Source organism: Methylobacterium iners, from assembly GCF_022179305.1.
Taxonomy (GTDB): Bacteria; Pseudomonadota; Alphaproteobacteria; order Rhizobiales; family Beijerinckiaceae; genus Methylobacterium; species Methylobacterium iners.
The window spans coordinates 1-24,200 of sequence record NZ_BPQP01000094.1 but is presented as its reverse complement, the minus strand read 5'-3'; the positions used below and the strand labels follow the sequence as shown (position 1 = coordinate 24,200).

The 24,200-nt window shown below is 66.8% G+C and carries 18 protein-coding genes, 1 tRNA gene and 2 pseudogenes; 3 read left to right on the top strand and 18 right to left on the bottom strand.

Features of this window, described 5'->3' with window-relative positions:
- Positions 1-70: 70 nt before the first annotated feature.
- The 13 genes and pseudogenes from fusA to MFF55_RS24095 form a co-directional block, all read right to left on the bottom strand.
- Positions 71-2,146, bottom strand: a complete 2,076-nt coding sequence (gene fusA / locus MFF55_RS24150; protein ID WP_238246664.1) for an elongation factor G — start codon at positions 2,144-2,146, stop codon at positions 71-73.
- Positions 2,147-2,176: 30 nt separating this feature from the next.
- The gene (gene rpsG, locus MFF55_RS24145; RefSeq protein WP_238246663.1) at positions 2,177-2,647 is read right to left on the bottom strand and encodes a 30S ribosomal protein S7; all 471 of its coding nucleotides are present in this window, start codon (positions 2,645-2,647) and stop codon (positions 2,177-2,179) included.
- A gap of 97 nt (positions 2,648-2,744) precedes the next feature.
- Positions 2,745-3,116 carry a 30S ribosomal protein S12 gene (gene rpsL, locus MFF55_RS24140; protein ID WP_055885344.1) on the bottom strand — a complete coding sequence of 124 codons (372 nt, stop codon included), beginning with the start codon at positions 3,114-3,116 and terminating at the stop codon, positions 2,745-2,747.
- Positions 3,117-3,784: 668 nt separating this feature from the next.
- On the bottom strand, positions 3,785-4,024 hold the full coding sequence (locus MFF55_RS24135) for a helix-turn-helix domain-containing protein (RefSeq protein ID WP_238246662.1): 240 nt from the start codon (positions 4,022-4,024) through the stop codon (positions 3,785-3,787).
- Between the two features lie 9 nt (positions 4,025-4,033).
- Positions 4,034-4,501 (bottom strand): DUF2975 domain-containing protein, encoded by a 468-nt coding sequence (locus MFF55_RS24130; protein WP_238246661.1) that lies wholly within the window; start codon positions 4,499-4,501, stop codon positions 4,034-4,036.
- Between the two features lie 211 nt (positions 4,502-4,712).
- Positions 4,713-5,525, bottom strand: coding sequence for an isocitrate lyase/PEP mutase family protein (locus MFF55_RS24125; RefSeq protein ID WP_238246660.1), 813 nt, complete (start codon positions 5,523-5,525; stop codon positions 4,713-4,715).
- An 82-nt stretch (positions 5,526-5,607) separates the two neighbouring features.
- Complete coding sequence (gene rpoC, locus MFF55_RS24120; RefSeq protein WP_238246659.1) at positions 5,608-9,816, bottom strand: DNA-directed RNA polymerase subunit beta'; 4,209 nt, start codon at positions 9,814-9,816, stop codon at positions 5,608-5,610.
- A 164-nt stretch (positions 9,817-9,980) separates the two neighbouring features.
- A complete protein-coding gene (gene rpoB / locus MFF55_RS24115; protein WP_238246658.1) occupies positions 9,981-14,105 on the bottom strand; it encodes a DNA-directed RNA polymerase subunit beta in 4,125 nt (1,374 codons plus the stop codon).
- A gap of 266 nt (positions 14,106-14,371) precedes the next feature.
- Positions 14,372-14,752, bottom strand: a complete 381-nt coding sequence (gene rplL, locus MFF55_RS24110) for a 50S ribosomal protein L7/L12 (protein WP_238246657.1) — start codon at positions 14,750-14,752, stop codon at positions 14,372-14,374.
- Between the two features lie 57 nt (positions 14,753-14,809).
- A complete protein-coding gene (gene rplJ, locus MFF55_RS24105) occupies positions 14,810-15,328 on the bottom strand; it encodes a 50S ribosomal protein L10 (RefSeq protein WP_238246656.1) in 519 nt (172 codons plus the stop codon).
- 506 nt (positions 15,329-15,834) lie between these two features.
- Positions 15,835-16,581: a nucleotidyltransferase family protein gene (locus MFF55_RS24100; protein ID WP_306421471.1), complete on the bottom strand. Its 747-nt coding sequence runs from the start codon at positions 16,579-16,581 to the stop codon at positions 15,835-15,837.
- Between the two features lie 105 nt (positions 16,582-16,686).
- Positions 16,687-16,878: pseudogene (locus MFF55_RS27340) on the bottom strand (DUF6788 family protein); the annotation flags it as partial.
- A 189-nt stretch (positions 16,879-17,067) separates the two neighbouring features.
- Positions 17,068-18,693 carry a B12-binding domain-containing radical SAM protein gene (locus tag MFF55_RS24095; protein ID WP_238246654.1) on the bottom strand — a complete coding sequence of 542 codons (1,626 nt, stop codon included), beginning with the start codon at positions 18,691-18,693 and terminating at the stop codon, positions 17,068-17,070.
- A 386-nt stretch (positions 18,694-19,079) separates the two neighbouring features.
- Here MFF55_RS24095 and MFF55_RS24090 point away from each other — a divergent pair, with 386 nt between their 5' ends.
- From MFF55_RS24090 to MFF55_RS24080, 3 genes and pseudogenes are all read left to right on the top strand, one after another.
- A complete protein-coding gene (locus MFF55_RS24090) occupies positions 19,080-20,054 on the top strand; it encodes a sulfurtransferase (RefSeq protein WP_373874864.1) in 975 nt (324 codons plus the stop codon).
- Complete coding sequence (locus MFF55_RS24085) at positions 20,051-21,283, top strand: YeeE/YedE thiosulfate transporter family protein (protein ID WP_238246652.1); 1,233 nt, start codon at positions 20,051-20,053, stop codon at positions 21,281-21,283. The genes MFF55_RS24090 and MFF55_RS24085 overlap by 4 nt, the downstream gene beginning before the upstream one ends.
- A gap of 12 nt (positions 21,284-21,295) precedes the next feature.
- Positions 21,296-21,538: pseudogene (locus MFF55_RS24080) on the top strand (type II toxin-antitoxin system HicB family antitoxin); the annotation flags it as partial.
- Positions 21,539-21,596: 58 nt separating this feature from the next.
- On the opposite strand, the gene rplA reads toward MFF55_RS24080, so the two are convergent.
- The 5 genes from rplA to MFF55_RS24055 all read right to left on the bottom strand — a co-directional run bounded on the left by rplA (position 21,597) and on the right by MFF55_RS24055 (position 24,056).
- A complete protein-coding gene (gene rplA, locus MFF55_RS24075; RefSeq protein ID WP_238246650.1) occupies positions 21,597-22,295 on the bottom strand; it encodes a 50S ribosomal protein L1 in 699 nt (232 codons plus the stop codon).
- Between the two features lie 13 nt (positions 22,296-22,308).
- Positions 22,309-22,758 carry a 50S ribosomal protein L11 gene (gene rplK / locus MFF55_RS24070; protein WP_150966892.1) on the bottom strand — a complete coding sequence of 150 codons (450 nt, stop codon included), beginning with the start codon at positions 22,756-22,758 and terminating at the stop codon, positions 22,309-22,311.
- Between the two features lie 152 nt (positions 22,759-22,910).
- Positions 22,911-23,444 (bottom strand): transcription termination/antitermination protein NusG, encoded by a 534-nt coding sequence (nusG, locus tag MFF55_RS24065; RefSeq protein WP_238246649.1) that lies wholly within the window; start codon positions 23,442-23,444, stop codon positions 22,911-22,913.
- A gap of 56 nt (positions 23,445-23,500) precedes the next feature.
- Positions 23,501-23,803 carry a preprotein translocase subunit SecE gene (secE, locus tag MFF55_RS24060; protein ID WP_238246648.1) on the bottom strand — a complete coding sequence of 101 codons (303 nt, stop codon included), beginning with the start codon at positions 23,801-23,803 and terminating at the stop codon, positions 23,501-23,503.
- A 176-nt stretch (positions 23,804-23,979) separates the two neighbouring features.
- Positions 23,980-24,056 (bottom strand) — tRNA-Trp (locus tag MFF55_RS24055).
- Between the last annotated feature and the right edge of the window lie 144 nt (positions 24,057-24,200).

Sequence of the window (24,200 nt, the reverse complement as noted above, 5' to 3'; positions counted from 1 at the left end):
AAACTTCTCTTTGGCCATCGTAGCCTCCGTCTAATCGAATGATGGGGTGAGATGCTGCTGCGATACGCCGTTAGGCGTACTTGGCGACGACCTTCTCGGCCTCGCCGCGCGGCACCTCTTCGTAATGGTCGAACTGCATCGTGAAGTTCGCGCGGCCCTGGCTGAAGGAGCGCAGCTGGTTCACGTAGCCGAACATGTTGGCGAGCGGCACCATCGCGTTGATGACGTTGGCGTTGCCGCGCATGTCCTGGCCCTGGATCTGCCCGCGACGGGAGTTCAGGTCGCCGATGACCGAGCCGGTGTACTCCTCCGGCGAGACGACCTCGACCTTCATCACCGGCTCGAGCAGCACCGATCCGCCCTTCTGAAGGGCCTCGCGGAGCGCCGCGCGGGACGCGATCTCGAAGGCGAGCGCCGAGGAATCGACGTCATGATAGGCGCCGTCGATCAGCTCGACCTTGATGTCGACCACCGGGAAGCCGGCGAGGATGCCGGCGCCCAACACGGAGTTCAGGCCCTTCTCGACGCCCGGGATGTACTCCTTGGGCACCGAGCCGCCGATGATCTTCGAGTTGAACTCGAAGCCCTTGCCCGGCTCGTTCGGCTCGACCACGAACTTCACCCGCGCGAACTGGCCGGTGCCGCCGGTCTGCTTCTTGTGGGTGTAGTCGATCTCGGTCCGCTTCGTGAGCTTCTCGCGATAGGCCACCTGCGGCGCGCCGATATTGGCGTCCACCTTGTAGGTACGACGCAGGATGTCGACCTTGATGTCGAGGTGGAGCTCGCCCATGCCCTTGAGGATGGTCTGGCCTGATTCCTGGTCCGTGGAGACGCGGAAGGACGGATCCTCGGCAGCCAGCTTGGCGAGCGCGATGCCGAGCTTCTCCTGGTCGGCCTTCGACTTCGGCTCGACGGCGATCTCGATGACGGGCTCGGGGAACTCCATCTTCTCCAGGATCACGGCTTTCTGCGGGTCGCAGAGCGTGTCGCCGGTGCGGGTGTCCTTGAGGCCAGCGAGCGCGACGATGTCGCCGGCAAAGGCTTCCTTGACGTCCTCGCGGTTGTTGGCGTGCATCAGGAGCATGCGGCCGACGCGCTCCTTCTTGTCGCGCGTCGAGTTAATGACGTTGGCCCCCGACTCGATCTTGCCCGAGTAAACGCGGCAGAAGGTGATCGTGCCGACGTGGGGGTCATCCATGATCTTGAAGCCGAGCATGGAGAAGGGCTCCTCGTCCAGCGGACGACGGATCACCGGCTCCTCGGTCTTGAAGTCGATGCCCTTGATCTCGCCGCGATCCTTGGGAGACGGCAGGTAGTCGACGACGGCATCCAGGAGCGGCTGCACGCCCTTGTTCTTGAAGGCCGAGCCGCAGAGCACGGGATGGAAGGCGCGGCGCTGCACGGCGGTGCGCACGAGGCGGCGCATCGTCTCCTCGTCCGGCTCGACGCCGTCGAGGTAGGCCGTCATGGCATCGTCATCCATCTCGACGCAGGCCTCGACGAGCTTGAGCCGGTACTCGACGGCCTGATCGAGCAGATCGGCCGGGATTTCCTTCTCGGAGAAGTCGGCCCCGAGCTGCTCGCTGGTCCAGACGACGGCCTTCATCTTGATGAGATCGATGACGCCGGTGAAGCTGTTCTCGGCCCCGATCGGCAGCTGAAGGCAGACGGGCTTGCCGGCGACACGGTCGATGATGTCGGCCACGCACTTGAAGAAGTCGGCGCCGATCTTGTCCATCTTGTTGACGAACACGACGCGCGGCACGTCGTACTTGTCGGCCTGACGCCACACGGTCTCGGTCTGCGGCTCGACGCCCTGGTTGCCGTCGAGCACGCACACGGCGCCGTCGAGCACGCGGAGCGAGCGCTCCACCTCGATGGTGAAGTCGACGTGGCCGGGGGTGTCGATGATGTTGAGGCGCTTGTCGCGCCAGAAGCACGTCGTCGCGGCCGACGTGATTGTGATGCCGCGCTCCTGCTCCTGCTCCATCCAGTCCATGGTCGCGGCGCCGTCGTGGACTTCGCCGATCTTATGGGACTTGCCGGTGTAGTAGAGGATCCGCTCGGTGGTCGTGGTCTTGCCGGCGTCGATATGCGCCATGATACCGAAGTTGCGGTAGTCCTCGATCGCGTGCGTACGGGGCATCGGATTGCTCCTGAAGAGTCCTGAGGCCGCTTACCAGCGGTAGTGCGAGAAGGCGCGGTTGGCTTCCGCCATCCGGTGCGTGTCTTCCCGCTTCTTGACGGCGTTGCCGCGGTTGTTGGCCGCGTCGAGGAGCTCTGCGGAGAGGCGCTCGATCATGGTGCGGTCGTTGCGCGAGCGGGCTGCCTGGATGAGCCAGCGGATTGCCAGCGCCTGGCGGCGCTCCGTGCGGACCTCGACGGGAACTTGGTAGGTCGCGCCGCCGACGCGGCGAGAGCGCACCTCGATCGCCGGAGCGACGTTGTCGAGCGCGGCGCGGAACACCTCGATCGGGTTCGCGCGGGCACGGTTCTCGACGATGTCGAACGCGCCGTAGACGATCCGCTCGGCCGTCGACTTCTTGCCCTCGTACATGATGGAGTTCATGAACTTGGTCAGGACGACGTCGCCGTACTTGGCGTCCGGAATGATCTCACGCTTCTCAGCAGAATGGCGGCGGGACATCGCTCGCTCCGTATCGGTCTTGGTCTAGTCTGAACCACCCAGCGCAGGCCGCCTTGAGCACGAGGCCGGCGACATCCTTGCTGGGTGCGCGAATGCCTTACTTCGGCCGCTTGGCGCCGTACTTCGAACGGCGCTGCTTGCGGCCCTTGACGCCCTGGGTGTCGAGCACGCCGCGCAGGATGTGGTAGCGCACGCCCGGCAGATCCTTCACGCGGCCGCCGCGGATCATCACCACGGAGTGTTCCTGAAGGTTGTGGCCCTCGCCGGGGATGTAGCCGATGACCTCGAAGCCGTTGGTGAGGCGGACCTTGGCGACCTTGCGGAGCGCCGAGTTCGGCTTCTTCGGGGTCGTCGTGTAGACGCGGGTGCAGACGCCGCGCTTCTGCGGGCAGGCGTCGAGCGCCGGCACCTTGTTGCGGGCCTTCTGAGCCTTACGCGGCTGGGCGATCAGCTGGTTGATCGTCGGCATGCCAATCCTCTCGCAACACGCTGCCCTCGGGCGGCGGTCGAATTCCAAGTGTGCGTGTCGAACGCTGCCCGGCATCGCGTGAGCGATGCGCCGAAACGCAAAACCGCGCCCCAGGCTGAGAACAGCCTTTGGCGCGTCGTTGCGAGCAGAGGACCACCGGTGTTACCAGCGGTCGTGCCGGGCTGACACGTGTTCGTCAGTTTGAATATCGGTCGCGTCTAGGCGGTCTGGATCGCGGCTTCGAGGAAGCAATGCGATCGGCTACCGCCTACGGCCAGCCGTTCAATGAGGGCCTGATAGGGGGAGATTCGATGCGCGTCAACCCTGAAGGCGGCTTCTCTTCGTAGAGGGAAGCGAGGCTGTGAGACCTCGCTCCCTGGCGCCGCGGCGGGGCCGCCCATCGTCATCGCGGCGGTCGGTCGAGCGGGTTCCGGCTCGACGCCTCCGTTCGGCAAGGATTGGGCTCGCCCGGCGATCGGAAGTGCTGCCGGTCTTCGGAGGCGCGGCAGCTCGACAGAAGGCCCCGGTGAAGCCCGGCTTCCCAGTCGATGGACTGGCATCCGGCCGTCACGAGGACGAGGGAGGCGTCGACCCACATTCTCATCACTGGAACTCCTTCACTGGGGCACGCCGAGGATGGCTCTGATCCGGTGGGACGCGTGCTGCCGTCAGGCTGCGGGCTCGTCGAGCCGAGCCGGCGCGTGCTCGCCCTCGTATTCGAGGATGTCGCCCGGCTGGCATTGCAGGACGGTGCAGATGCGCTCCAAGGTCTCGAAGCGGATGCCCTTCACCTTTCCGGATTTGAGGAGCGAGACGTTCTGCTCGGTCAGCCCGATGCGCGCCGCGAGCTCCTTCGAGCGCATCTTCCGGCGCGCGAGCATCACGTCGAGATTGACGATGATCGGCATGGCGCGGGTTCAGACGAACTGCCGGTTCTCGTCGTGAAGCCGCACCGCCTCGCGGATCACGACGGCGATGGCGACGAGGCCGACGCCCGTCACGACGTTGGCGAGGGTCTCCAGGCTGAAGGCGACGGTAAGCGAGCGGTGGCCCGGGAGGTTGTCGAGGGCAAGGACGAGGCCGAGCAGCGTCCGGAGCGGCGAAGCGGCAAGCCCCGAGACGACAAAGGTCCAGCCGATGCGCGCGACCGCCTCGGCATTCTCGAGCGCGAAGACCCGTCCACGGGCGAAGGCGTGGAACAGCCGCGCGACATTCGCCATGCCGTACACGAACAGAGCCAAGGGAATGAGGCTCAAGAGGAGCATGAGGGCGAATACGCGGGGCGTCAGCGTGACGGTCTGCTCGGTGAGGCCGAGATGCGCCCGCGCCGCCCGCTCGATCAGCGCCGGGTCCGACCAAGCCCAGACGAAGCCGCCGACGGCCACAACGATGGCGAGAAGGGCGAGAACGCGTCCGACCTGTCCGATGCGCCGGATCCGGGTGAGCGCCAGGACGGACGACGATGCGGTGGCAAGGAGCGTGGGGATGGCGACATGACCTCATCAAAGATGATGAAATCAATGTCGCACGATAATTTTTTGCCGTCAATCCAGTAGCCGGCGCTTTTCGGCGAGTGAAGAGGGACGGTCGTACCCTTCACGTCATGTAGGCGCTCGCCTCGGCGTTCGTGATCGCGGCCTCGGCGAAGCGGAAGGTCCCCTTCTCCCTCACCTCGCGCGCCGCTTCGACGAAGGCGCCGAGCGCGGCGCGCGCGAAGGCACCGCCGACGCTGATCCGCTTCACGCCGACGGCTTCCAGCTCGGCAACGCTGAAGAGGACCCGGTTCAGGCCCATGACGACGTTGACGGGCCTCGCGACGGCCGCGCAGACCTCTCGGATCGCATCGAGGCTCGGCAGTCCCGGCGCGTAGACGACGTCGGCCCCCGCCGCGACGAAGGCCTGCAGGCGGCGGATCGTGTCGTCGAGGTCGGCGCGGCCATGCAGGAAGTTCTCCGCCCGGGCCGTGAGCACGAGGCGGTCGCGGGCGGCTTCCGCCGCCGCGGCGATGCGCTCCACGGCGAGATCGAAGGGAAAGATCGGATCGTCGGGATTGCCCGTGGCATCCTCGATGGAGCCGCCGACGAGCCCGGCCTCGGCCGCCAGCCGGATCGTCTCGGCGCAGGTCTCAGGATCGCGCCCGAACCCGTCCTCGAGGTCAGCCGAGACGGGGAGATGGGTCGCCGCCGCGATGGCGCGTGCGTTCTCCAGCACCTCCTCGCGCGAAAGGGCGCCCGCGGAGGTGCGGCGCCCGACCGAGAAGGCGTAGCCCGCGCTAGTCGTCGCGAGGGCCTCGAAGCCGAGAGCTGTCAGGATCCGAGTCGTGCCGGCGTCCCAGGGATTGGGAACGACGAAGGCGCCCGGGCGCTCGTGCAGGGCCCGGAACGCCGCGTATCTCTGTCCCTGATCCATTGCCCCTGCCCCGAACCGTACCGCTCAATAGGAAAGGGGCCGCTTTGGGCGACCCCTTTCTCGACGCTTCCGGTGATCGACCCTACTCCGCCGCGGGCGGCAGCTCGCTGAGCTGCTGCGCGCCGCTCTCGGCCGCCTTCTGCTGAAGGATCATGGCGTCGCGGCGCCGGGCGATGGCCCGGATGTCGGCCGCCATCGAGCCGGTACCGGCGGGGATGAGCGAGCCGACGATCACGTTCTCCTTCAAGCCTTCGAGCTGGTCGACCTTGCCGTTGACCGCCGCCTCCGTGAGGACGCGCGTGGTCTCCTGGAACGAGGCCGCCGAGATGAAGGACTTCGTCTGCAGCGAGGCCTTGGTGATACCGAGCAGGACGGGGACGCCCTGGACCGGCTTCTTGCCCTCGGCGAGCAGCTTCTCGTTGACCTCGGTCAGCTCCGTCCGGTCGATCTGGTCGCCTGTCAGGATGTCGGAATCGCCGCCGTCGGTGATCTCCACCTTCTGCAGCATCTGCCGGACGATGACCTCGATGTGCTTGTCGTTGATGGACACGCCCTGAAGCCGGTAGACCTCCTGGATCTCGTTGACGAGGTAGGCGGCAAGCTCCTCCACGCCCTTGATCGCCAGGATGTCGTGCGGCGCCGGGTTGCCGTCGACGATGTAGTCGCCGAGCTCCACCACGTCCCCATCCTGCAAGTGGATGTGCTTGCCCTTGGGGATCAGGTACTCGACAGCCTCCGAACCGTCATGCGGCGTCAGCGTCAGGCGACGCTTGTTCTTGTAGTCGCGCCCGAACTGGATCGTGCCCGACTTCTCGGCGATGATCGCCGCGTCCTTCGGACGACGCGCCTCGAACAGCTCCGCCACCCGCGGCAGACCGCCGGTGATGTCGCGGGTCTTGGCCGAGTCGGTGGAGACGCGGGCCAAGATGTCGCCGGCCTTCACCTTCGCACCCGGATCGTAGCCGATGATGGCGTCGACGGGCAGGAAGTAGCGGGCGTCCGAGCCGCGCGGCAGCTTCATCGGCTTGCCGTCCTTGTCCTGCACGATCATCGCAGGCTTGAGGTCGGCGGTCCGCGCCGTGCCGCGCCAGTCGATGACGACGCGCTTGGCGATGCCGGTCGATTCGTCGGTGGTCTCCGTGATCGACTGGCCGTCGATCAGGTCCTCGTAGGCCACCACGCCGTCCGTCTCGGTGATGATCGGACGGGTGTAGGGGTCCCACTCGGCGATGCGCTGGCCGCGCTTGACCTTGTCGCCCTCGTCGACCCGCAGCTTGGCGCCGTATTGCAGGCGGTGGACGGCGCGCTCGGCGCCGTCCGAGCCCACGATCACGACGGCCACGTTGCGGCCGGTGGCGACGAGATCGCCGTCCGTGTTCCGGGCAAGAGCCCGGTTGCGGATCTTGATCGTGCCCTCGAAGCTCGACTCGATGAAAGACGAGTCGGCGATCTGGGCGGCGCCGCCGATGTGGAAGGTGCGCATGGTGAGCTGGGTGCCCGGCTCGCCGATCGACTGCGCCGCGATGACGCCGACGGCCTCGCCCATGTTGACGGGCGTGCCGCGGGCGAGGTCGCGCCCGTAGCAGGTGGCGCAGACGCCGCTCTTGGTGGCGCAGACGAGCACCGAGCGGATCTTCACCTCCTGGATTCCGGCCGCCGCGATGGCGGGCAGGTGCTTCTCCTCGATCGTCTCGCCGGTCTTCACGATCACCGTGCCGTCCTGCGCGACGAGGTCCTCGGCCGTGGCGCGGCCGAGGATGCGGATCGCGAGCGGTGCCACGACCTGACCCGCATCGACGATGGCGCGCATGCGGATGCCGTTCGTCGTGCCGCAATCGACCTCGCGGATGACCGCATCCTGCGCCACGTCGACGAGGCGGCGGGTGAGATACCCTGAGTTCGCAGTCTTCAACGCCGTGTCCGCGAGGCCCTTGCGGGCGCCGTGGGTGGAGTTGAAGTACTCGAGCACGTCGAGGCCTTCCTTGAAGTTCGAGATGATTGGCGTCTCGATGATCTCGCCCGAGGGCTTGGCCATCAGGCCGCGCATCGCGGCGAGTTGCTTCATCTGCGCCGGCGAACCGCGCGCACCCGAATGGCTCATCATGTAGATCGAGTTGACCTGCTTGTCGGCGCCGTTCTCGTCCTTCTGCACGGTCGAGATGCGGTTCATCATCTCGGCGGCGAGCCTGTCCGAGCACTTCGCCCAGGCATCGACGACCTTGTTGTACTTCTCGCCCTGGGTGATCAGGCCGTCATTGTACTGCTGCTCGTAATCCTTCACGAGCGCGCGGGTGTCGTCGACGATCGGCCACTTGTTGTCGGGCACGACCATGTCGTCCTTGCCGAACGAGATGCCGGCCTTGAACGCGTGGTTGAAGCCCAGCCCCATGATCCGGTCGCAGAAGATGACCGATTCCTTCTGACCGCAATGGCGGTAGACGGTGTCGATCATCGCCGAGATCTCCTTCTTGGTCATCAGCTTGTTGACGACGTCGAAGGGCACGTTCTTGTGCAGCGGCAGGGCACCCGAGAGGATCACGCGGCCCGGCGTGGTGTCGTAGGTCTTCGTCAGCGGCTCGCCGTCCGGGCCGATGCCCTTCCAGCGCCACTTGATCTTCGAATGCAGCTTGACCGCGCCGGCGGCGAGAGCGTGCTCGAGCTCGCCGATGTTGCCGTAGACGCCCTGCATCGGGTTCGTCTTGCTGGTCCCGTCGAAGGCGCCGACGGCGCCCTCGGCCACGATCGAGAGGTAGTAGAGGCCGAGCACGATATCCTGCGAGGGAACGATGATCGGCTGGCCGTTGGCCGGGTGCAGGATGTTGTTGGTCGACATCATCAGCACGCGCGCCTCCAGCTGAGCCTCGAGGCTCAGCGGAACGTGCACGGCCATCTGGTCGCCGTCGAAGTCGGCGTTGAAGGCCGCGCAGACGAGCGGGTGCAGCTGGATCGCCTTGCCCTCGATCAGCTTGGGCTCGAAGGCCTGGATGCCGAGGCGGTGGAGCGTGGGCGCGCGGTTGAGCATCACCGGGTGCTCGCGGATGACCTCGTCCAGGATGTCCCAGACCTCGGGCTTCTCCTTCTCGACGAGCTTCTTCGCCTGCTTGACGGTGGCGGAGAATCCCTTGGCGTCGAGGCGCGCGTAGATGAAGGGCTTGAACAGCTCCAGCGCCATCTTCTTGGGCAGGCCGCACTGGTGCAGCTTCAGCTCCGGGCCGACGACGATAACGGAACGACCCGAGTAGTCGACGCGCTTGCCGAGCAGGTTCTGACGGAACCGGCCCTGCTTGCCCTTCAGCATGTCGGCGAGCGACTTCAGCGGACGCTTGTTGGCGCCCGTGATGACGCGGCCGCGGCGGCCGTTGTCGAACAGCGCGTCGACCGCCTCCTGCAGCATCCGCTTCTCGTTGCGGATGATGATGTCGGGCGCGCGCAGCTCGATCAGCCGCTTGAGGCGGTTGTTGCGGTTGATCACGCGGCGGTAGAGGTCGTTGAGATCGGACGTGGCGAAGCGGCCGCCGTCGAGAGGGACGAGCGGGCGCAGGTCCGGCGGGATCACCGGCACCACGGTGAGGATCATCCATTCGGGCTTGTTGCCCGACATCTGGAAGGCCTCGATGATCTTCAGGCGCTTGAGAAGCTTCTTGGGCTTCAGCTCGGAGGTCGTCGTGGCGATCTCCTCGCGCAGGGAGTTCGCGATCCCGTCGAGGTCGAGCTCCTGAAGGATGCGGCGAATGGCTTCCGCGCCGATCATCGCCGTGAACGAATCCTCGCCATACTCCTCCTGCGCGCGCAGGTATTCCTCCTCCGACAGGAGCTGACGCTCCTTGAGGGGGGTGAGGCCCGGCTCGATGGTGACGTAGGACTCGAAGTAGAGGATCCGCTCGAGATCCTTGAGCGCCATGTCGAGCAGGAGGCCGATGCGGCTCGGCAGCGACTTCAGGAACCAGATATGGGCGACGGGCGCGGCGAGCTCGATATGGCCCATGCGGTCGCGCCGCACGCGCGCAAGGGTGACCTCGACGCCGCACTTCTCGCAGATGACGCCCTTGTACTTCATGCGCTTGTACTTGCCGCACAAGCACTCGTAGTCCTTGATCGGTCCGAAGATCCGCGCGCAGAACAGGCCGTCGCGCTCGGGCTTGAACGTCCGGTAGTTGATCGTCTCGGGCTTCTTGATCTCGCCGAAGGACCACGAGAGGATCTTCTCAGGGCTGGAGATCGAAATCTTGATCTGGTCGAAGCTCTGGGGCTGAGCCTGCTGGTTGAAAAGATTCATGACCTCTTGGTTCATGATCCGCTCCTGCTGACGCGGCGCGCCCTCGAACGAGGGGCCGACCACGTATCAAACCTTATCGGCGCCGCGACCGGCCGGGTCGCCGCTGGCCGTCTTCGGAAGGAACTGCCCCTTCCCGCTCGAACCGTGCCGGCCGCTGAGGCCGGCACGGGAGCCTGGTCCTACTCGGCCGCCTCGGCAGGTGGCTCGATCTGGTCGTTGGCGGTCTTCTTGGCCGAGGTCAGCTCGACGTTGAGGCCGAGCGAACGCATCTCCTTGACGAGCACGTTGAACGACTCGGGGATGCCGGCCTCGAAGGTGTCGTCGCCGCGGACGATCGCCTCGTAGACCTTGGTGCGGCCGGCGACGTCGTCCGACTTCACCGTCAGCATCTCCTGCAGCGTGTAGGCCGCGCCGTAGGCCTCCAATGCCCAGACCTCCATCTCGCCGAAGCGCTGACCGCCGAACTGCGCCTTGCCGCCCAGCGGCTGCTGGGTGACGAGCGAGTACGGGCCGATCGACCGGGCGTGGATCTTGTCGTCCACGAGGTGGTGCAGCTTCAGCATGTAGATGTAGCCCATCGTCACCTTGCGGTCGAAGGGCTCGCCGGTGCGGCCGTCATAGAGGGTCGACTGGGCCGACCGGTCGAGACCAGCCATCTCCAGCATCGCCTCGATGTCGGCCTCCTTGGCGCCGTTGAAGACCGGCGTCGCCATCGGCACGCCGCGGCGGACGTTGTTGCCGGCCTCCGCCAGATCCTCGTCGGAGAGCCCTTCGAGCTCGGACGGGGAGTAGATGGCCTTCATCTCCGTCCGCAGGGGCTCGATGTCCTGATTGCGTAGGTAGGCGTCGACCGCCTGGCCGACCTTGCGGCCGAGGCCGGCCGCCGCCCAGCCCAGGTGAGTCTCCAGGATCTGGCCCACGTTCATGCGGCTCGGCACGCCAAGCGGGTTGAGCACGATGTCGGCATGCGTCCCGTCCTCCAGGAACGGCATGTCCTCGATCGGCACGATCCGCGAGACGACGCCCTTGTTGCCGTGGCGGCCCGCCATCTTGTCGCCGGGCTGGATCTTGCGCTTCACCGCCACGAAGACCTTGACCATCTTCATGACGCCGGGGGGCAGCTCGTCGCCGCGCTGCAGCTTCTCGACCTTGTCGAGGAAGCGCTGCTCGAGACGCTTCTTCGACTCGTCGTACTGCTTCTGCATCGCTTCCATCTCGGTCATGAGACGGTCGTCGATCACGGCGAACTGCCACCATTGCGAGCGCGGGTACTCGTTGATGAGCTCCCGCGTCAGCGTGGTGTCCTTCTTGAAGCCCTTCGGGCCGGCGATCGGCGCCTGACCGATCAGCACGCCCGACAGGCGGGCATAGGTGTTGCGGTCGAGGATCGCCTGCTCGTCGTCGCGATCCTTGGCGAGGCGCTCGATCTCCTCGCGCTCGATCGCCTGGGCGCGCTCGTCCTTGTCGACGCCGTGGCGGTTGAACACCCGAACCTCGACGATCGTGCCCGTGACGCCGGGCGGCACCCGCAGCGAGGTATCGCGCACGTCCGAGGCCTTCTCGCCGAAGATGGCGCGCAGGAGCTTCTCCTCCGGCGTCATCGGGCTCTCGCCCTTCGGGGTGATCTTGCCGCACAGGATGTCGCCGGCGTGGACCTCGGCGCCGATATAGACGATGCCGGCCTCGTCGAGGTTCTTGAGCGCCTCCTCCGAGACGTTCGGGATGTCGCGGGTGATCTCCTCCGGCCCGAGCTTGGTGTCGCGGGCCATCACCTCGAATTCCTCGATGTGGATCGAGGTGAACACGTCATCCTTCACGATCCGCTCGGAGAGCAGGATCGAGTCCTCGAAGTTGTAGCCGTTCCACGGCATGAACGCGACGAGCACGTTCCGGCCGAGCGCCAGCTCGCCGAACTCCGTCGAGGGACCGTCGGCGATGATCTCGCCCTTCCGCACGGCCTCGCCGACGCGCACCAGCGGCTTCTGCGTGATGCAGGTCGACTGGTTCGAGCGCTGGAACTTCTGCAGGCGGTAGATGTCGACGCCGGGCTTGTTGGCGTCGGCCTCCTCGGTGGCCCGGATGACGATACGGGTGGCGTCGACCTGGTCGACGATGCCCGTGCGCCGGGCCGCGATGGCCGCGCCGGAATCGCGCGCGACGACCGCCTCCATGCCGGTGCCGACGAAGGGCGCGTCGGCGCGGACCAGCGGCACCGCCTGGCGCTGCATGTTCGAGCCCATCAGCGCGCGGTTCGCGTCGTCGTTCTCGAGGAACGGGATCAGCGCGGCCGCCACGGAGACGAGCTGCTTCGGGCTCACGTCCATCAGGTCGACGCGGTCGGGCGCCACGACGATGACGTCGCCGGCCCGACGGCAGACCACGAGGTCCTCCGTCAGCTTGCGGTTCTCGTCCATCTGGGCGTTGGCCTGGGCGACGAAGTACTTCGCCTCCTCCATCGCGGAGAGGTAGGCGACCTCGTCCGTCACAACGCCGTCCTTCACGCGACGGAAGGGCGTCTCGATGAAGCCGTACTTGTTCACCCGCGCGAAGGTTGCGAGCGAGTTGATCAGGCCGATATTCGGGCCTTCCGGCGTCTCGATCGGGCAGATGCGGCCGTAATGGGTCGGGTGCACGTCGCGCACCTCGAAGCCGGCGCGCTCGCGGGTCAGACCGCCCGGGCCGAGCGCCGAGAGGCGGCGCTTGTGCGTCACTTCCGACAGCGGGTTGGTCTGGTCCATGAACTGCGACAGCTGCGACGAGCCGAAGAACTCGCGCACGGCCGCGGCCGCGGGCTTCGCGTTGATGAGGTCCTGCGGCATCACGGTGTCGATGTCGACGGACGACATGCGCTCCTTGATGGCGCGCTCCATGCGCAGGAGACCCAGGCGATACTGGTTCTCCATGAGCTCGCCGACCGAGCGCACCCGGCGGTTGCCGAGATGGTCGATGTCGTCGATCTCGCCCTTGCCGTCGCGCAGGTCCACCAGCGCCTTGACCACGGCGAGCATGTCCTCGCGGCGCAGCGTACGCACGGTGTCCTCGGCGTCGAGGTCGAGGCGCATGTTCATCTTCACGCGGCCGACCGCCGAGAGGTCGTAGCGCTCGGGATCGAAGAACAGCGAGTGGAACATCGCCTCCGCCGTGTCGAGGGTCGGCGGCTCGCCCGGGCGCATCACGCGGTAGATGTCGAACAGCGCGCCCTCGCGGGACGAGTTCTTGTCGACGGCGAGCGTGTTGCGGATGTAGGGACCGACATTGACGTGATCGATGTCGAGCACGGGCAGTTCGGCGACGCCGACATCCTCGAGCGCCTTCAGGAGCTTGTCGGAAATCTCGTCGCCGGCCTCTGCCCAGATCTCGCCGGTCTTCGGGTTGACGAGGTCCTCGGCGATGTACTGGCCGTAGAGGTCCTCGTCCGTGGCGCGCAGGAACTTGACGCCGCGCTCGCTGATCTGGCGGGCATTGCGGGCGTTCAGCTTCTTGCCGGCCTCGAGCACGACCTCGCCGGATTCCGCGTCGACGAGGTCGACGGAGGCCTTGAAGCCTTTCAGGCGCTCGGCATCGAACGGCACGCGCCAGTCGGCGCCGTCGCGGTCGTAGACCACGCGGTTGTAGAAGGTCGACAGGATCTCCTCGCCGTCGAGGCCGAGCGCGAACAGCAGCGAGGTGACAGGGAGCTTGCGCTTCCGGTCGATGCGGACATGCACGATGTCCTTGGCGTCGAACTCGACGTCGAGCCAGGAGCCGCGATACGGGATGATGCGCGCGGCAAACAGCAGCTTGCCCGACGAGTGGGTCTTGCCCTTGTCGTGGTCGAAGAACACGCCCGGCGAGCGGTGCATCTGACTGACGATGACGCGCTCGGTGCCGTTGACGATGAAGGTGCCGTTCTCCGTCATCAGGGGCATGTCGCCCATGTAGACGTCCTGCTCCTTGATGTCCTTGACGGACTTCGCACCCGTGTCCGGATCGACGTCGAACACGATGAGGCGCAGCGTCACCTTGAGGGGCGCCGCGAAGGTGATGCCGCGCTGGCGGCACTCGTCGACATCGTATTTCGGCTGCTCGAAGGTATACTTGACGAATTCGAGGAGCGCGGTGGCCGAGAAGTCGGAGATCGGGAAGACCGACTTGAACACGGTCTGCAGGCCCTCGTCGCCCCGGCCGCCCTCCGGCTCGTCCATCATCAGGAACTGGTCGTAGGACGCCTTCTGAACCTCGATGAGGTTCGGCATCTCGGCCACTTCCTTGATCTTGCCGAAGAACTTGCGAATGCGCTTGCGACCGACCAGCGTGTTGGCCATGTGTGACCTCGCTCCACCATTCCTGCGTACCGGGTGCCCGGGGAAGGCGACACGCCTCCCGCGACCAGGCGATGAGCCAGCCCCGCCGGACCAGTCCCACCCGAAATCCAATCTTGAGGCCCGTTGCCGGGCCAGTCAGGCCATCTCGAAGCGGGCTTGCTTAGAAGCGACCTTGGCCCACGGGTCGAAACCCGCGGGCCTGGATTGCTGACGGCCCCTGACGGGACCGCCGGACCTTGATGGACCCGGACAGGTCCATCGTGCCCTTACTTGAGCTCGACCTTGGCGCCGGCCTTCTCGAGCTGAGCCTTGATCTTCTCGGCCTCGTCCTTGGTGACGGACTCCTTGACGGCCTTGGGGGCCGCCTCGACGAGGTCCTTGGCTTCCTTGAGGCCGAGGCCGGTGATCGCGCGGACCTCCTTGATGACCTCGATCTTCTTGTCGCCGGCGGCAGCGAGCATGACCGTGAACTCGGTCTGCTCCTCGACGGCGGCGGCAGCGCCACCACCGGCGGCCGGGCCGGCGGAGACGGCGACGGCCGCGGCGGCCGAGACGCCCCACTTCTCTTCGAGGAGCTTGGCGAGGTCGGCGGCTTCGAGGACGGTGAGCGACGACAGGTCGTCGACGAGCTTGGCAAGATCAGCCATGGAAATGTTCCTTCAGATATCGGTTTGAACGGATGGTTTTTGAAGGGGTGAACGGCCTCAGGCCGCTTCGTCCTTGGTGGCATAGGCCCCGAACACGCGGGCGAGCTTGGCCGCCGGTGCGTTGACGACCTGGGCGATCTTGGTCGCGGGAGCCTGGATGAGGCCCACGATCTTGGCGCGCAGTTCGTCGAGGGACGGGAGCTGGGCCAGAGCCTTCACACCGTCCGGGTTCAGGGCAGTCGTTCCCATCGCGCCGCCGAGGATCACGAGCTTCTCGTTGGCCTTGGCGAAATCCACCGCCACCTTGGCGGCCGCGACCGGATCGCTCGAATAAGCGAGCAGGGTCGGGCCCTTCAGGAGGGGCTTGATGGAGGCGACGTCCGTGCCATCGAGAGCGATGTTGGCGAGGCGGTTCTTGGTGACCTTCACGGTGGCGCCGGCCTGCTTCATCTGCGAGCGCAGCTTCTGCATGTCGGCGACCGTGAGGCCCTTGTAGTGGGCCACGACGACGACGGCCGTGTTCGCGAACACGCCGTTGAGCGTCGAGACGAGATCAGCTTTAGCTGTCCGGTCCACTGGGGCTCTCTCCGGTTGGCGGAACCCTGGAGCGGGTCCGCCGGTTGCACTTGCCGCCCGGGACGAAACGCGACTGAAACGACAGCCGGAACGCCCTCGAACGACGCTTCACGGCCCTGTCCCCTACCGGCCTCCCTCGCGGGCGGGCGGCACGGGCGAGATGGTTCAAACCGACATCCTCGACGCCGCGCGGATCGCGAGGCAGCTCGGGTGTGAAATTCGGTCTTCCCCGTCTGTGCAGGCTTTGCGGATTAAGCCGGTCGCCCGGCGCCTGCAGTCTCGGACAGGACATGGCCGGACGAAGCCCTGGGAGGCTTGTCGCCCCTCAAGACCTGCCGGCCAAAACCGCCTGGTCGCCCAGACGGCATCTCAAACGGAATTCGACCGATCGGCCGATTCCTTTCTCGTGGATGAATACGTGGAGCGCGGTCTATAGAGAGTCGCACGGCCCATGCCAAGAGGCAGCGCGCGATAAATGCGTCGCAGGCAAGCGTTTCATCGAGCGTTCATGCTGCGCCTTCTCCCGTGACGGAGAGCTGCTGCAGCCGGCGGCGTGTATCCGGCAAGCGTGCCAGCGAGGCATCAAGGCGCTCGCGCCATCGCGGGCCGGCGGCGCGGGCCGTTTCCCAGGCTTCAAGCAGGTCGTCGGGACGGTCCTCGGCCAGGATCTCGATGAGAAAGGCCGCCTGTAGGCGGTCCTTGACCGATTTGAGGCTATCCGCGCCTTCCCTGCGGCGGTCGGCAACGATGAGCTTATGGATGGCGAAGCGCTCCGGACGGGGAACCTGGACCACGACGCCGCTGCGGTAGGTGACGGGCACCGAGATCGGCTCGGCCAGCACGAAGTTGAGGAAGTGAAGAGCCTGGGCGTGCACGCCGAGCGCCGCGAGCGGCCGCAAGCCTTCTTCGGCCTCGAACGAGGGTGTCAGGAACTCGACCAGAAGGTCGGCACGGGTCTGCCGCCAGCGCCAGGCCAAACCTGGGTCCAATGTCGGCACGGGCTCGAAGGCGAAGTCCCGCAGGACGGATTGCAGCGGCTCGGAGACGGTATCGCCCAGGGCGAGAGAGAGTCGCTCGAAACTCGCGATATCGACGTCGTTCGTCTGCGCCGCCTGATCGAAGGCGTAGCGCACACCCAGCACCCCTTCGTAAAGCCGGAAGGCGTGCGTACCGACGAGGGTGCCCCCCAGCCGAAAGACGCCGGCGCTCGCCAGGGCCGCGAGCAGACTGCCTGTGGCGGCATCGACGCCCATGAATCCTTCGGCTCGCAGGATCCGGATCAGCCGCGCCCGCTCGCGGCGCCTCTCATCCCGTTGGCTGCGAAGGTCCGCCGCCCGCGCTAAGCGACGACGCAGGTCCGCGCTGTCCTCGCCGATATAGGCCTTCCGGACGGACGTCCCGACTCGATAGCTGTCGTACCAGTAGCATCGGCCGTTGCGCTCCACGCGGGTGGGCGTGCCGCGCAGATCGCTCGCGGCATCGTCCTGCAACGAACGCAGCAGGTCGTGCCAAGCCGCGTGGGCGATGGGGGAGTGGCGTCGGAAGGGCATGCTCAACGCGGGTCAACTTTGTTGAACATGCCTCATGCTCAACAAAAATCAAAGGCGTTGAACACAGCAACTTCCATGGACTGGGATCCCGATGCGAATGGCGAGCCCGAACGCGCGACGAGAACCTGACGCCCAGCATCGCGGCGCGAGGAAGCGCCGACGATCTCGCAGTGCTGGCGATGTCCGCCGCTACGTCGGCAAGAACCGCCGTGCGGCCTGCCACCAGGGCTGGCGCTTCTCTCGCTCGCGGTCGGCCTTGGCGGCGTAGAACGAGGCGTTGTGCTCGCCCCGGAGCGCCTCGCGGGTGAAACGGATGAGGTGATGGGCGACGAAGCCCATGTTGAACACCGCCTCGATCTGACCGCGCCGGAGCGCATGGCCGGCCGCCCGCCAGAAGGTGCGCCGGTAATCGGAGAGCAGCCCGACCTGCAGGGCGATGTTGAAGCCGAGGACCAAGCCGCGCCGCAGGTTGGTTCGGGTCAGCTTCCCCTTGATCGGGGTCCGGATCCGGTTCGGATAGGTGACCTCGACCTGGTGCTTGAAGCGCGCGAAGATGTTTTCGGCCTCGTAGGCATGGGCGATGGCCCGGCGCCAGCTCGCCACCACATCGTCGTGCGGGCGCTTGAACAGGACGTTCGATTCGAGCGCGGCGTCGTGGACGAGGCGCCCCTCCCGGGTCAGCCGGTCCCAGAGCGGGGTCTTGGGCAGCGCCTGGAGGAGGTTCATCGTCAGGACCGGCACCGCCGACTTGTCGATGAAGTCGATGAGCTTCTGCTCGGAGCCGTCCGTGTCGGTGTCCAGGCCCAGGATGATGCCGGAGGTCACCTCCAACCCGTAGCGGTTGAGGGTCTCGATCGCCTCGTACATCGGCACCGCGGCGTTGTGCTTCTTGTCGATGCCCGCGAGCGCGTCCTCCTCCGGCGTCTCGATGCCGACGAAGACGGTCATGAAGTTCGCCTGGCGCATCAGCTCGAGGATGTCGGGCTGCTTGGCCATGTTGAGCGTCGCCTCGCAGGCGAATTGCAGCGGGTAATCGTTCCGCTTCTGCCACTCCACGAGGTGGGGCAGCATGTCCTTCGTCGCCTTGCGGTTGCCGATGAAGTTGTCGTCGACGAAGTAGACCACCGCCGGGTGGCCGGGCTGTGAGATGATGGCGTCGAGCTCGCCGAGCATCTGCTCGGGGCTCTTGAGGCGCGGCTGGCGGCCGTAGAGCTGCGGGATGTCGCAGAACTCGCAGCGATAGGGGCAGCCTGACGAGAATTGCAGCGAACCGATCAGGTAGCGCTTCAGCGGTGCGGCCTCATAGGCCGGAGAGGGGAAGTCCGAGAGCGGCAGACGCTCCTTGGTTTCCAGCCGGACCTGCGCCGGGGGGATCGCGACGTCGCGGTCGAGGATCTCCACGAGCCGGTCTGTGGCGTCGCCGATCTCGCCGAGATGCAGGTAGTCGAATTCGGGATACTGCTCGGGCGAGCCCGAGACCGAGGGCCCGCCGAGGACCGTCGGCTTCCCCGCTGCGTGCGCCCGGGCGTAGATGTCCCGGATCTGCGGCGCCTGGATGTGCATCCCCGAGACGAACACGGCGTCGGCCCAGGCGAAATCCGCGGGCCCGGCGCGCTTGATGTTCTCGTCGATGAAGCGGCACTCCCAAGCCTCCGGCATGTAGGCCGCGATCAGGAGGAGCCCCTGAGGCGGCATGAACGCCTTGACGCCGCCCATGAGCGGATAGGCGTGGGAGAATGTGCCGAAGGAGGGAGTGTAGGCGGGGAAAACGCAGAGAATGCGTCGGCGGGATGAGACCGGGAGGGTGCATCGCATGGCGCTTCACCTAGCACAGGTTGGGCCGGAAACATCACCCCCGCCTCAGCTTTCGCAGCGACGTTTTTTGCCGCTCCCCCGTTGCGGTGGCGTCCCCGCGCGAGAGCCGCGCGGCGCTCGCAATCCGAATTCCTTAGACGGACAGAGGGCCAGGATAATCACCTGCGTCTTAAGGATAAATCCGAGAACGACCTCCTCCGCCGACGCGAATCTTTGAAAACCGATTTCGTTGACCGGAGCGGTTCCACGAAGACACAATGTGGACCGGTCCCGCTTGGGCGGGATTGGCAAACCCTTTCACTTTCGGTGGCGAGGGCCACCGAGGAGCGTGGAGGATGGGGTCGGCGAGGCGTGAGCCCGGCGCCGACGCGTCCTCCCGCGTTCGTATGCCCGTCCCGGAGATCGCCGTGCCATCCAGAACTCTCTTCGCCCTGCGGCTTGCCCTGGCAGCCCTCGCCGCTCCTCTTGCCGCAGCTCCCGTCCACGCCGTCGCCCAGACGCAGACGGCCGAAGGTCCCCTCGTCTCCACGGAGTGGCTCGAGAAGAACCTCGGCGCGAAGAACCTTCGCATCGTCGAGGTCAGCGTCGAGCCCGGCATCTATGAGCGCGGCCACATACCCGGCGCCCAGAACGTGGTCTGGCACACCGACCTCGTCGAGACGGTCAGCCGCGATATCGCCGGCCCGGAGAAGTTCGCCGCCCTGGTGCGGCGCCTCGGCATCGAGCGCGATTCGACCGTCGTCCTCTACGGCGACAACAACAACTGGTTTGCGGCCTGGGGTGCCTGGGTCTTCGCGCAGTACGGGCTCGTCGACAACGTGAAGCTGCTCGACGGCGGCCGTAAGAAGTGGGAAGCCGAGAAGCGCGGACTCGACACGAGGCCTGCCGAGGTCGCGGCCTCCAGCTTCCCCGTAACGCCGGTCTCCAACGCTCAGCGCGCCCGCCTCGCCGACGTGCTCGCGGTGGCCAGGAAGGAGCGCGACGAGAAGATCGTCGACATTCGCTCGCCGGACGAGTTCTCGGGCAAGATCATCGCACCGGCCGGCTTCCAGGAACTCGCGGTCCGGGCCGGCCACATCCCCGGCTCGGTGAACGTGCCCTGGGCCAAGGCGGTCAATCCGGACGGGACGATCAAGTCTCCCTCCGAGCTGAAGGCGCTCTATGCCGAGGTCGGCATCGATGGATCGAAGCCGGTGATCACCTCCTGCCGGATCGGCGAGCGCTCAAGCCACACCTGGTTCGTGCTGAGCCGCATCCTCGGATATCCGGTGCGCAACTATGATGGGTCCTGGACCGAGTATGGCAACACCGTCGGGGTTCCGGTGACCAACCTGGCCGGCACGGTGTGGGGCGGGAAGTGACCTCAGCCACCGGTGGAGCAACGCAAGCGCCCGGCCGAGAGGTCGGGCGCTTCGCCATTTCTGTCAGGGCCGGCGTAGCGAGCCTGATTGCCCTCGGTCTCGGCCTTGGGGCGTGGCGGCTCTCCGCCGAGCCCGGCAGCACCCGCCTCGCGCTGTCGCTGACCTTCGGCGCCCTGTTCGGCTTCGTGCTGCAGCGCTCGCGCTTCTGCTTCTTCTGCCTGTGGCGCGACCTGATGGACCGTGGCGACCCTCGCGGCGCGCTCGGCATCCTCGCGGCCCTGGCGGCCGGGGCGGCCGGCTACAGCGTCGTGCTCGGCGCCTGGCTTCCCGATCCGTCGGGGACGCGCCTGCCGCCGGACGCACATATCGGACCCGTCGGGCCGATCCTCGCCCTGGCGGGCGCCGCTTTCGGCGCCGGCATGGCGATCTCCGGCTCCTGCATCAGCGCCCATCTCTACCGCCTCGGCGAGGGCTCCCCGACAGCGCCCTTCGCGCTCCTGGGCACCGCCCTCGGCTTCGGGCTCGGCTTCGCCACCTGGAACCCGCTCTACCTCGCCAGCGTCTCGGAGGCGCCGGTGCTCTGGCTGCCGCGCCATCTCGGCTATGTGGGCAACCTCGGGCTTACCCTGGCGCTGCTCGCCGCGATCGCCCTGCCGCTCCTCTACCGGCTGCGGCCGGCCGACGCTCCGCGGTCCCGGCCCGTGGACCCGCTGCACGCGATCTTCGTCGAGCGCTGGCCGACCTGGCTCGGCGGGCTGGCCGTCGGCGCGATCGGAACCCTCGCCTACCTCCGGGTCGGACCGCTCGGCGTCACGGCCGAGATCGGCGGGCGCACCCGGCAGGCAGCTGGCAGCTTCGGCCTGCTGCCGGAGCGGCTCGAAGGTCTCGACGCCTTCCGCGGCTGCGCCACCCTCGTCCGCGACGCGCTGCTGACCCAGAACGGCGCCTTCGTCCTGGCCTTGGTCCTCGCCGCCTTCGCCGCCGCCCTGGCGGCGGGTCAGTTCCGCCCGGCGATCCCGACCGGCGGGCAGGCCTCGCGGGGCCTCCTCGGCGGTCTCCTGCTCGGCTGGGGCGCCATGACCGGGCTGGGCTGCAGCGTCGGAACGCTGCTCTCGGGGATCATGGCCGGCGCGGTGTCGGGCTGGGTCTTCGCGATCGCGATGTTCGCGGGGATCACCGTCACGCTGCTGGCGGGACGACGGCTCGGGCTGCTGCCCTCCGCTGCGTGAGAGGATGGTGAGAACATTCCCGCCGTGCGGTCGCTCGAATTGCTGAAAGACGATCCGGCCTTCCGTGAGGACAACGTCGATGCGCTGATCGGCGTGGTCGACGTGGATCTGCCGGGAAAGGCCGTCCGCGTGAACATTTCGCTCGAGGAAAACCTGCTCAAGCGGATCGATCGGGCGGCAGCGATGACCGGCGAGAGCCGATCGGGTTTCCTTGCCCAGGCCGCGAAGGCGCGACTCGGCGGGGTCGCCGTCTGAAACGAAAACGCCCGGCCACGAGGGCCGGGCGCTTCCGAGACTCACGACGTCCGACAGATCAGGCCGTCAGCACGCTGGCCGGCTCCACCTTCACGCCCGGACCCATCGAGGAGGTCACGGCGATCCGCTGGATGTAGGTGCCCTTGGCGCCCGCGGGCTTGGCCTTGGAGACCGCGTCGGCGAAGGCCTTGATGTTCTCGACGAGCTTGTCGGCGTCGAACGAGACCTTGCCGATGCCGGCGTGCACGATGCCCGCCTTCTCGACGCGGAACTCCACCGAGCCGCCCTTGGCGCCCGCGACCGCACCCTTCACGTCCATGGTGACGGTGCCGACCTTCGGGTTCGGCATCAGGCCACGGGGCCCGAGCACCTTACCGAGACGCCCGACGAGGGGCATCATGTCCGGCGTCGCGATGCAGCGGTCGAAGTCGATCTTGCCGCTCTGGACGATCTCGAGGAGATCCTCCGCGCCGACGATGTCGGCGCCGGCCGCCTTGGCGTCGTCCGCCTTGGCGCCGCGGGCGAAGACCGCCACCCGCACCGTGCGGCCGGAGCCGTTGGGCAGGTTGCAGACGCCGCGGACCATCTGGTCGGCGTGACGCGGGTCGACGCCGAGATTCATCGAGATCTCGACGGTCTCGTCGAACTTGGCGCTGGCCTTGTCCTTCACGAGCTTGATCGCCTCGGCGATCGGATAGAGCTTCGTGGCTTCGATGCCCTCGCGGGCGGCGCGGATGCGCTTGCCTTCATGTGCCATTGCTGCCTCCCCCTCAAGCGACGACGTCGAGGCCCATGGCCCGCGCGGAGCCACGGATCATCGCGACGGCGGCATCCACCGAATCGCAGTTCAGGTCGGGCATCTTCTTCTCGGCGATCTCGCGCAGCTGCGCTTCGGTCACCTTGCCGACCGTCGGGCCCTTGCCGGGCGTCTTCGAGCCGGAAGCCGGCTTCTTGCCGATCTTCAGGCCGGCGGCCTTCTTCAGGAAGAAGGTGACCGGGGGCTGCTTCATCTCGAAGGTGAAGGACCGGTCCTGGTAGGCCGTGATCACCACCGGGATCGGGGTGCCCTTCTCGATCTGCGCGGTCTTCGCATTGAAGGCCTTGCAGAATTCCATGATGTTGAGGCCGCGCTGACCGAGCGCGGGGCCGATCGGCGGCGACGGATTGGCGGCGCCGGCCGGGACCTGAAGCTTCACGTAGCCCGTGATCTTCTTCGCCATAGGGACTGCTCCCAAAGAGATGTCCGCCGCCCGGCTGCCTCAGCGCGGTCGGTTCGGACGGTTGCAGGTCGCGGTGCGGACCGTGGACCCCGGCGGCGAACCGGGCGGGCCTCCCGCGGATGATGCCCGCCGACCGGCGGCGGGCGTTACGATCAGGCCTTCTCGACCTGGGCGTATTCCAATTCGACCGGCGTCGCGCGGCCGAAGATCGAGACGGCGACCTTCACGCGCGAGCGTGCCTCGTCGATCTCCTCGACGGTGCCGTTGAAGGTCGCGAAGGGCCCATCGGCAACGCGGACGGTCTCGCCGATCTCGAAGGAGATCGAGGGCTTCGGACGGTCGACGCCCTCGGCGACCTGGCCCTTGATGCGCTCGGCCTCGGCATCCGGGATCGGCACCGGCTTCGACTTGTCGGCGCCGAGGAAGCCCGTGACCTTCGGGGTGTTTTTGATGAGGTGGTAGACCTCGTCGGTGAGGTCGCATTTCACGAGGACGTAGCCGGGGAAGAACTTGCGCTCGGCATCGACCTTGCGGCCGCGGCGCACCTCCACGACCTTCTCGATCGGGACCATGACCTCGTCGAACAGCTCCATCAGCCCGCGCTGCGCCGCCTGATCCTTGATGGACTGGGCGACCTTGTTCTCGAAATTCGAGTAGGCGTGGACGATGTACCAGCGCTTCGACACGGTTCTCACCAAATCCTGACGGCGTTTCGCGCTTGGGAGCGCGGCAACGGATGATTCTAGGCCCCAACCCCGAGGATCAGGGTCACGAGGTAGCGCAGCACCTGATCGACCAGCGTGAAGAAGATGCTGGCGACGACGACCATGATGAAGACCATCACGGTGGTCACCACCGTCTCCTTCCGGGTCGGCCAGGTGACCTTGCGGCCCTCGTCCCGCACCTGCGCCAGGAACTCGAATGGACCGACGCGCTTCGGCGCCGGGCGTGCGGGCGGGGTGGCCCGCGGCGGCGTCGGCATCGACGCACCGCGCGGAGTGCCGCGCGCGACGTCCAGTTTCTTGGTCGGTTCGTTCGATGCCATGATGCCATCAACAGGGAAAAAGCGCCCGGGAATTGAAGGGCGCGGTGTCAAGGCTTTGCTCAAGCCCTCACCGATAGCAGCCATCGATCCCGGAAGGCGACCGCTCTAGCGCAAGTCTGTCGGATTGTCGACTGCGCGCCGAAAGCGCCAGGCGTCTCGATCAGCAGCGGCCCGCTTGGCAGGAGTGGAGGGACTCGAACCCGCAACCTCCGGTTTTGGAGACCGGCGCTCTGACCAGTTGAGCTACACTCCTAGGCGCCTTGCGCGGGCCGTCATTGCCTCAAGGCGCGCGCGGATGCAAGTGGCGGTATCGAGGCTTGAACATGCGAACGGGGTCGGTCGCGAAACCGGCCCCGCCCAGCAAGACGTGATGGTCTTAATCGTTGATGGCGGCGAC

Coding starts and splice junctions, on each gene's coding strand:
- rpoC (WP_238246659.1), bottom strand. CDS start 9,816: ATGAACCAAGAGGTCATGAATCTTTTCAACCAGCAGGCTCAGCCCCAG.
- MFF55_RS24095 (WP_238246654.1), bottom strand. CDS start 18,693: ATGCGATGCACCCTCCCGGTCTCATCCCGCCGACGCATTCTCTGCGTT.
- rpoB (WP_238246658.1), bottom strand. CDS start 14,105: ATGGCCAACACGCTGGTCGGTCGCAAGCGCATTCGCAAGTTCTTCGGC.
- rplK (WP_150966892.1), bottom strand. CDS start 22,758: ATGGCGAAGAAGATCACGGGCTACGTGAAGCTTCAGGTCCCGGCCGGC.
- secE (WP_238246648.1), bottom strand. CDS start 23,803: ATGGCATCGAACGAACCGACCAAGAAACTGGACGTCGCGCGCGGCACT.
- MFF55_RS24090 (WP_373874864.1), top strand. CDS start 19,080: ATGCCCGTCCCGGAGATCGCCGTGCCATCCAGAACTCTCTTCGCCCTG.
- rpsL (WP_055885344.1), bottom strand. CDS start 3,116: ATGCCGACGATCAACCAGCTGATCGCCCAGCCGCGTAAGGCTCAGAAG.
- rpsG (WP_238246663.1), bottom strand. CDS start 2,647: ATGTCCCGCCGCCATTCTGCTGAGAAGCGTGAGATCATTCCGGACGCC.
- fusA (WP_238246664.1), bottom strand. CDS start 2,146: ATGCCCCGTACGCACGCGATCGAGGACTACCGCAACTTCGGTATCATG.
- rplL (WP_238246657.1), bottom strand. CDS start 14,752: ATGGCTGATCTTGCCAAGCTCGTCGACGACCTGTCGTCGCTCACCGTC.
- MFF55_RS24125 (WP_238246660.1), bottom strand. CDS start 5,525: ATGGATCAGGGACAGAGATACGCGGCGTTCCGGGCCCTGCACGAGCGC.
- MFF55_RS24100 (WP_306421471.1), bottom strand. CDS start 16,581: ATGGGCGTCGATGCCGCCACAGGCAGTCTGCTCGCGGCCCTGGCGAGC.
- MFF55_RS24135 (WP_238246662.1), bottom strand. CDS start 4,024: ATGCCGATCATCGTCAATCTCGACGTGATGCTCGCGCGCCGGAAGATG.
- rplA (WP_238246650.1), bottom strand. CDS start 22,295: ATGGCACATGAAGGCAAGCGCATCCGCGCCGCCCGCGAGGGCATCGAA.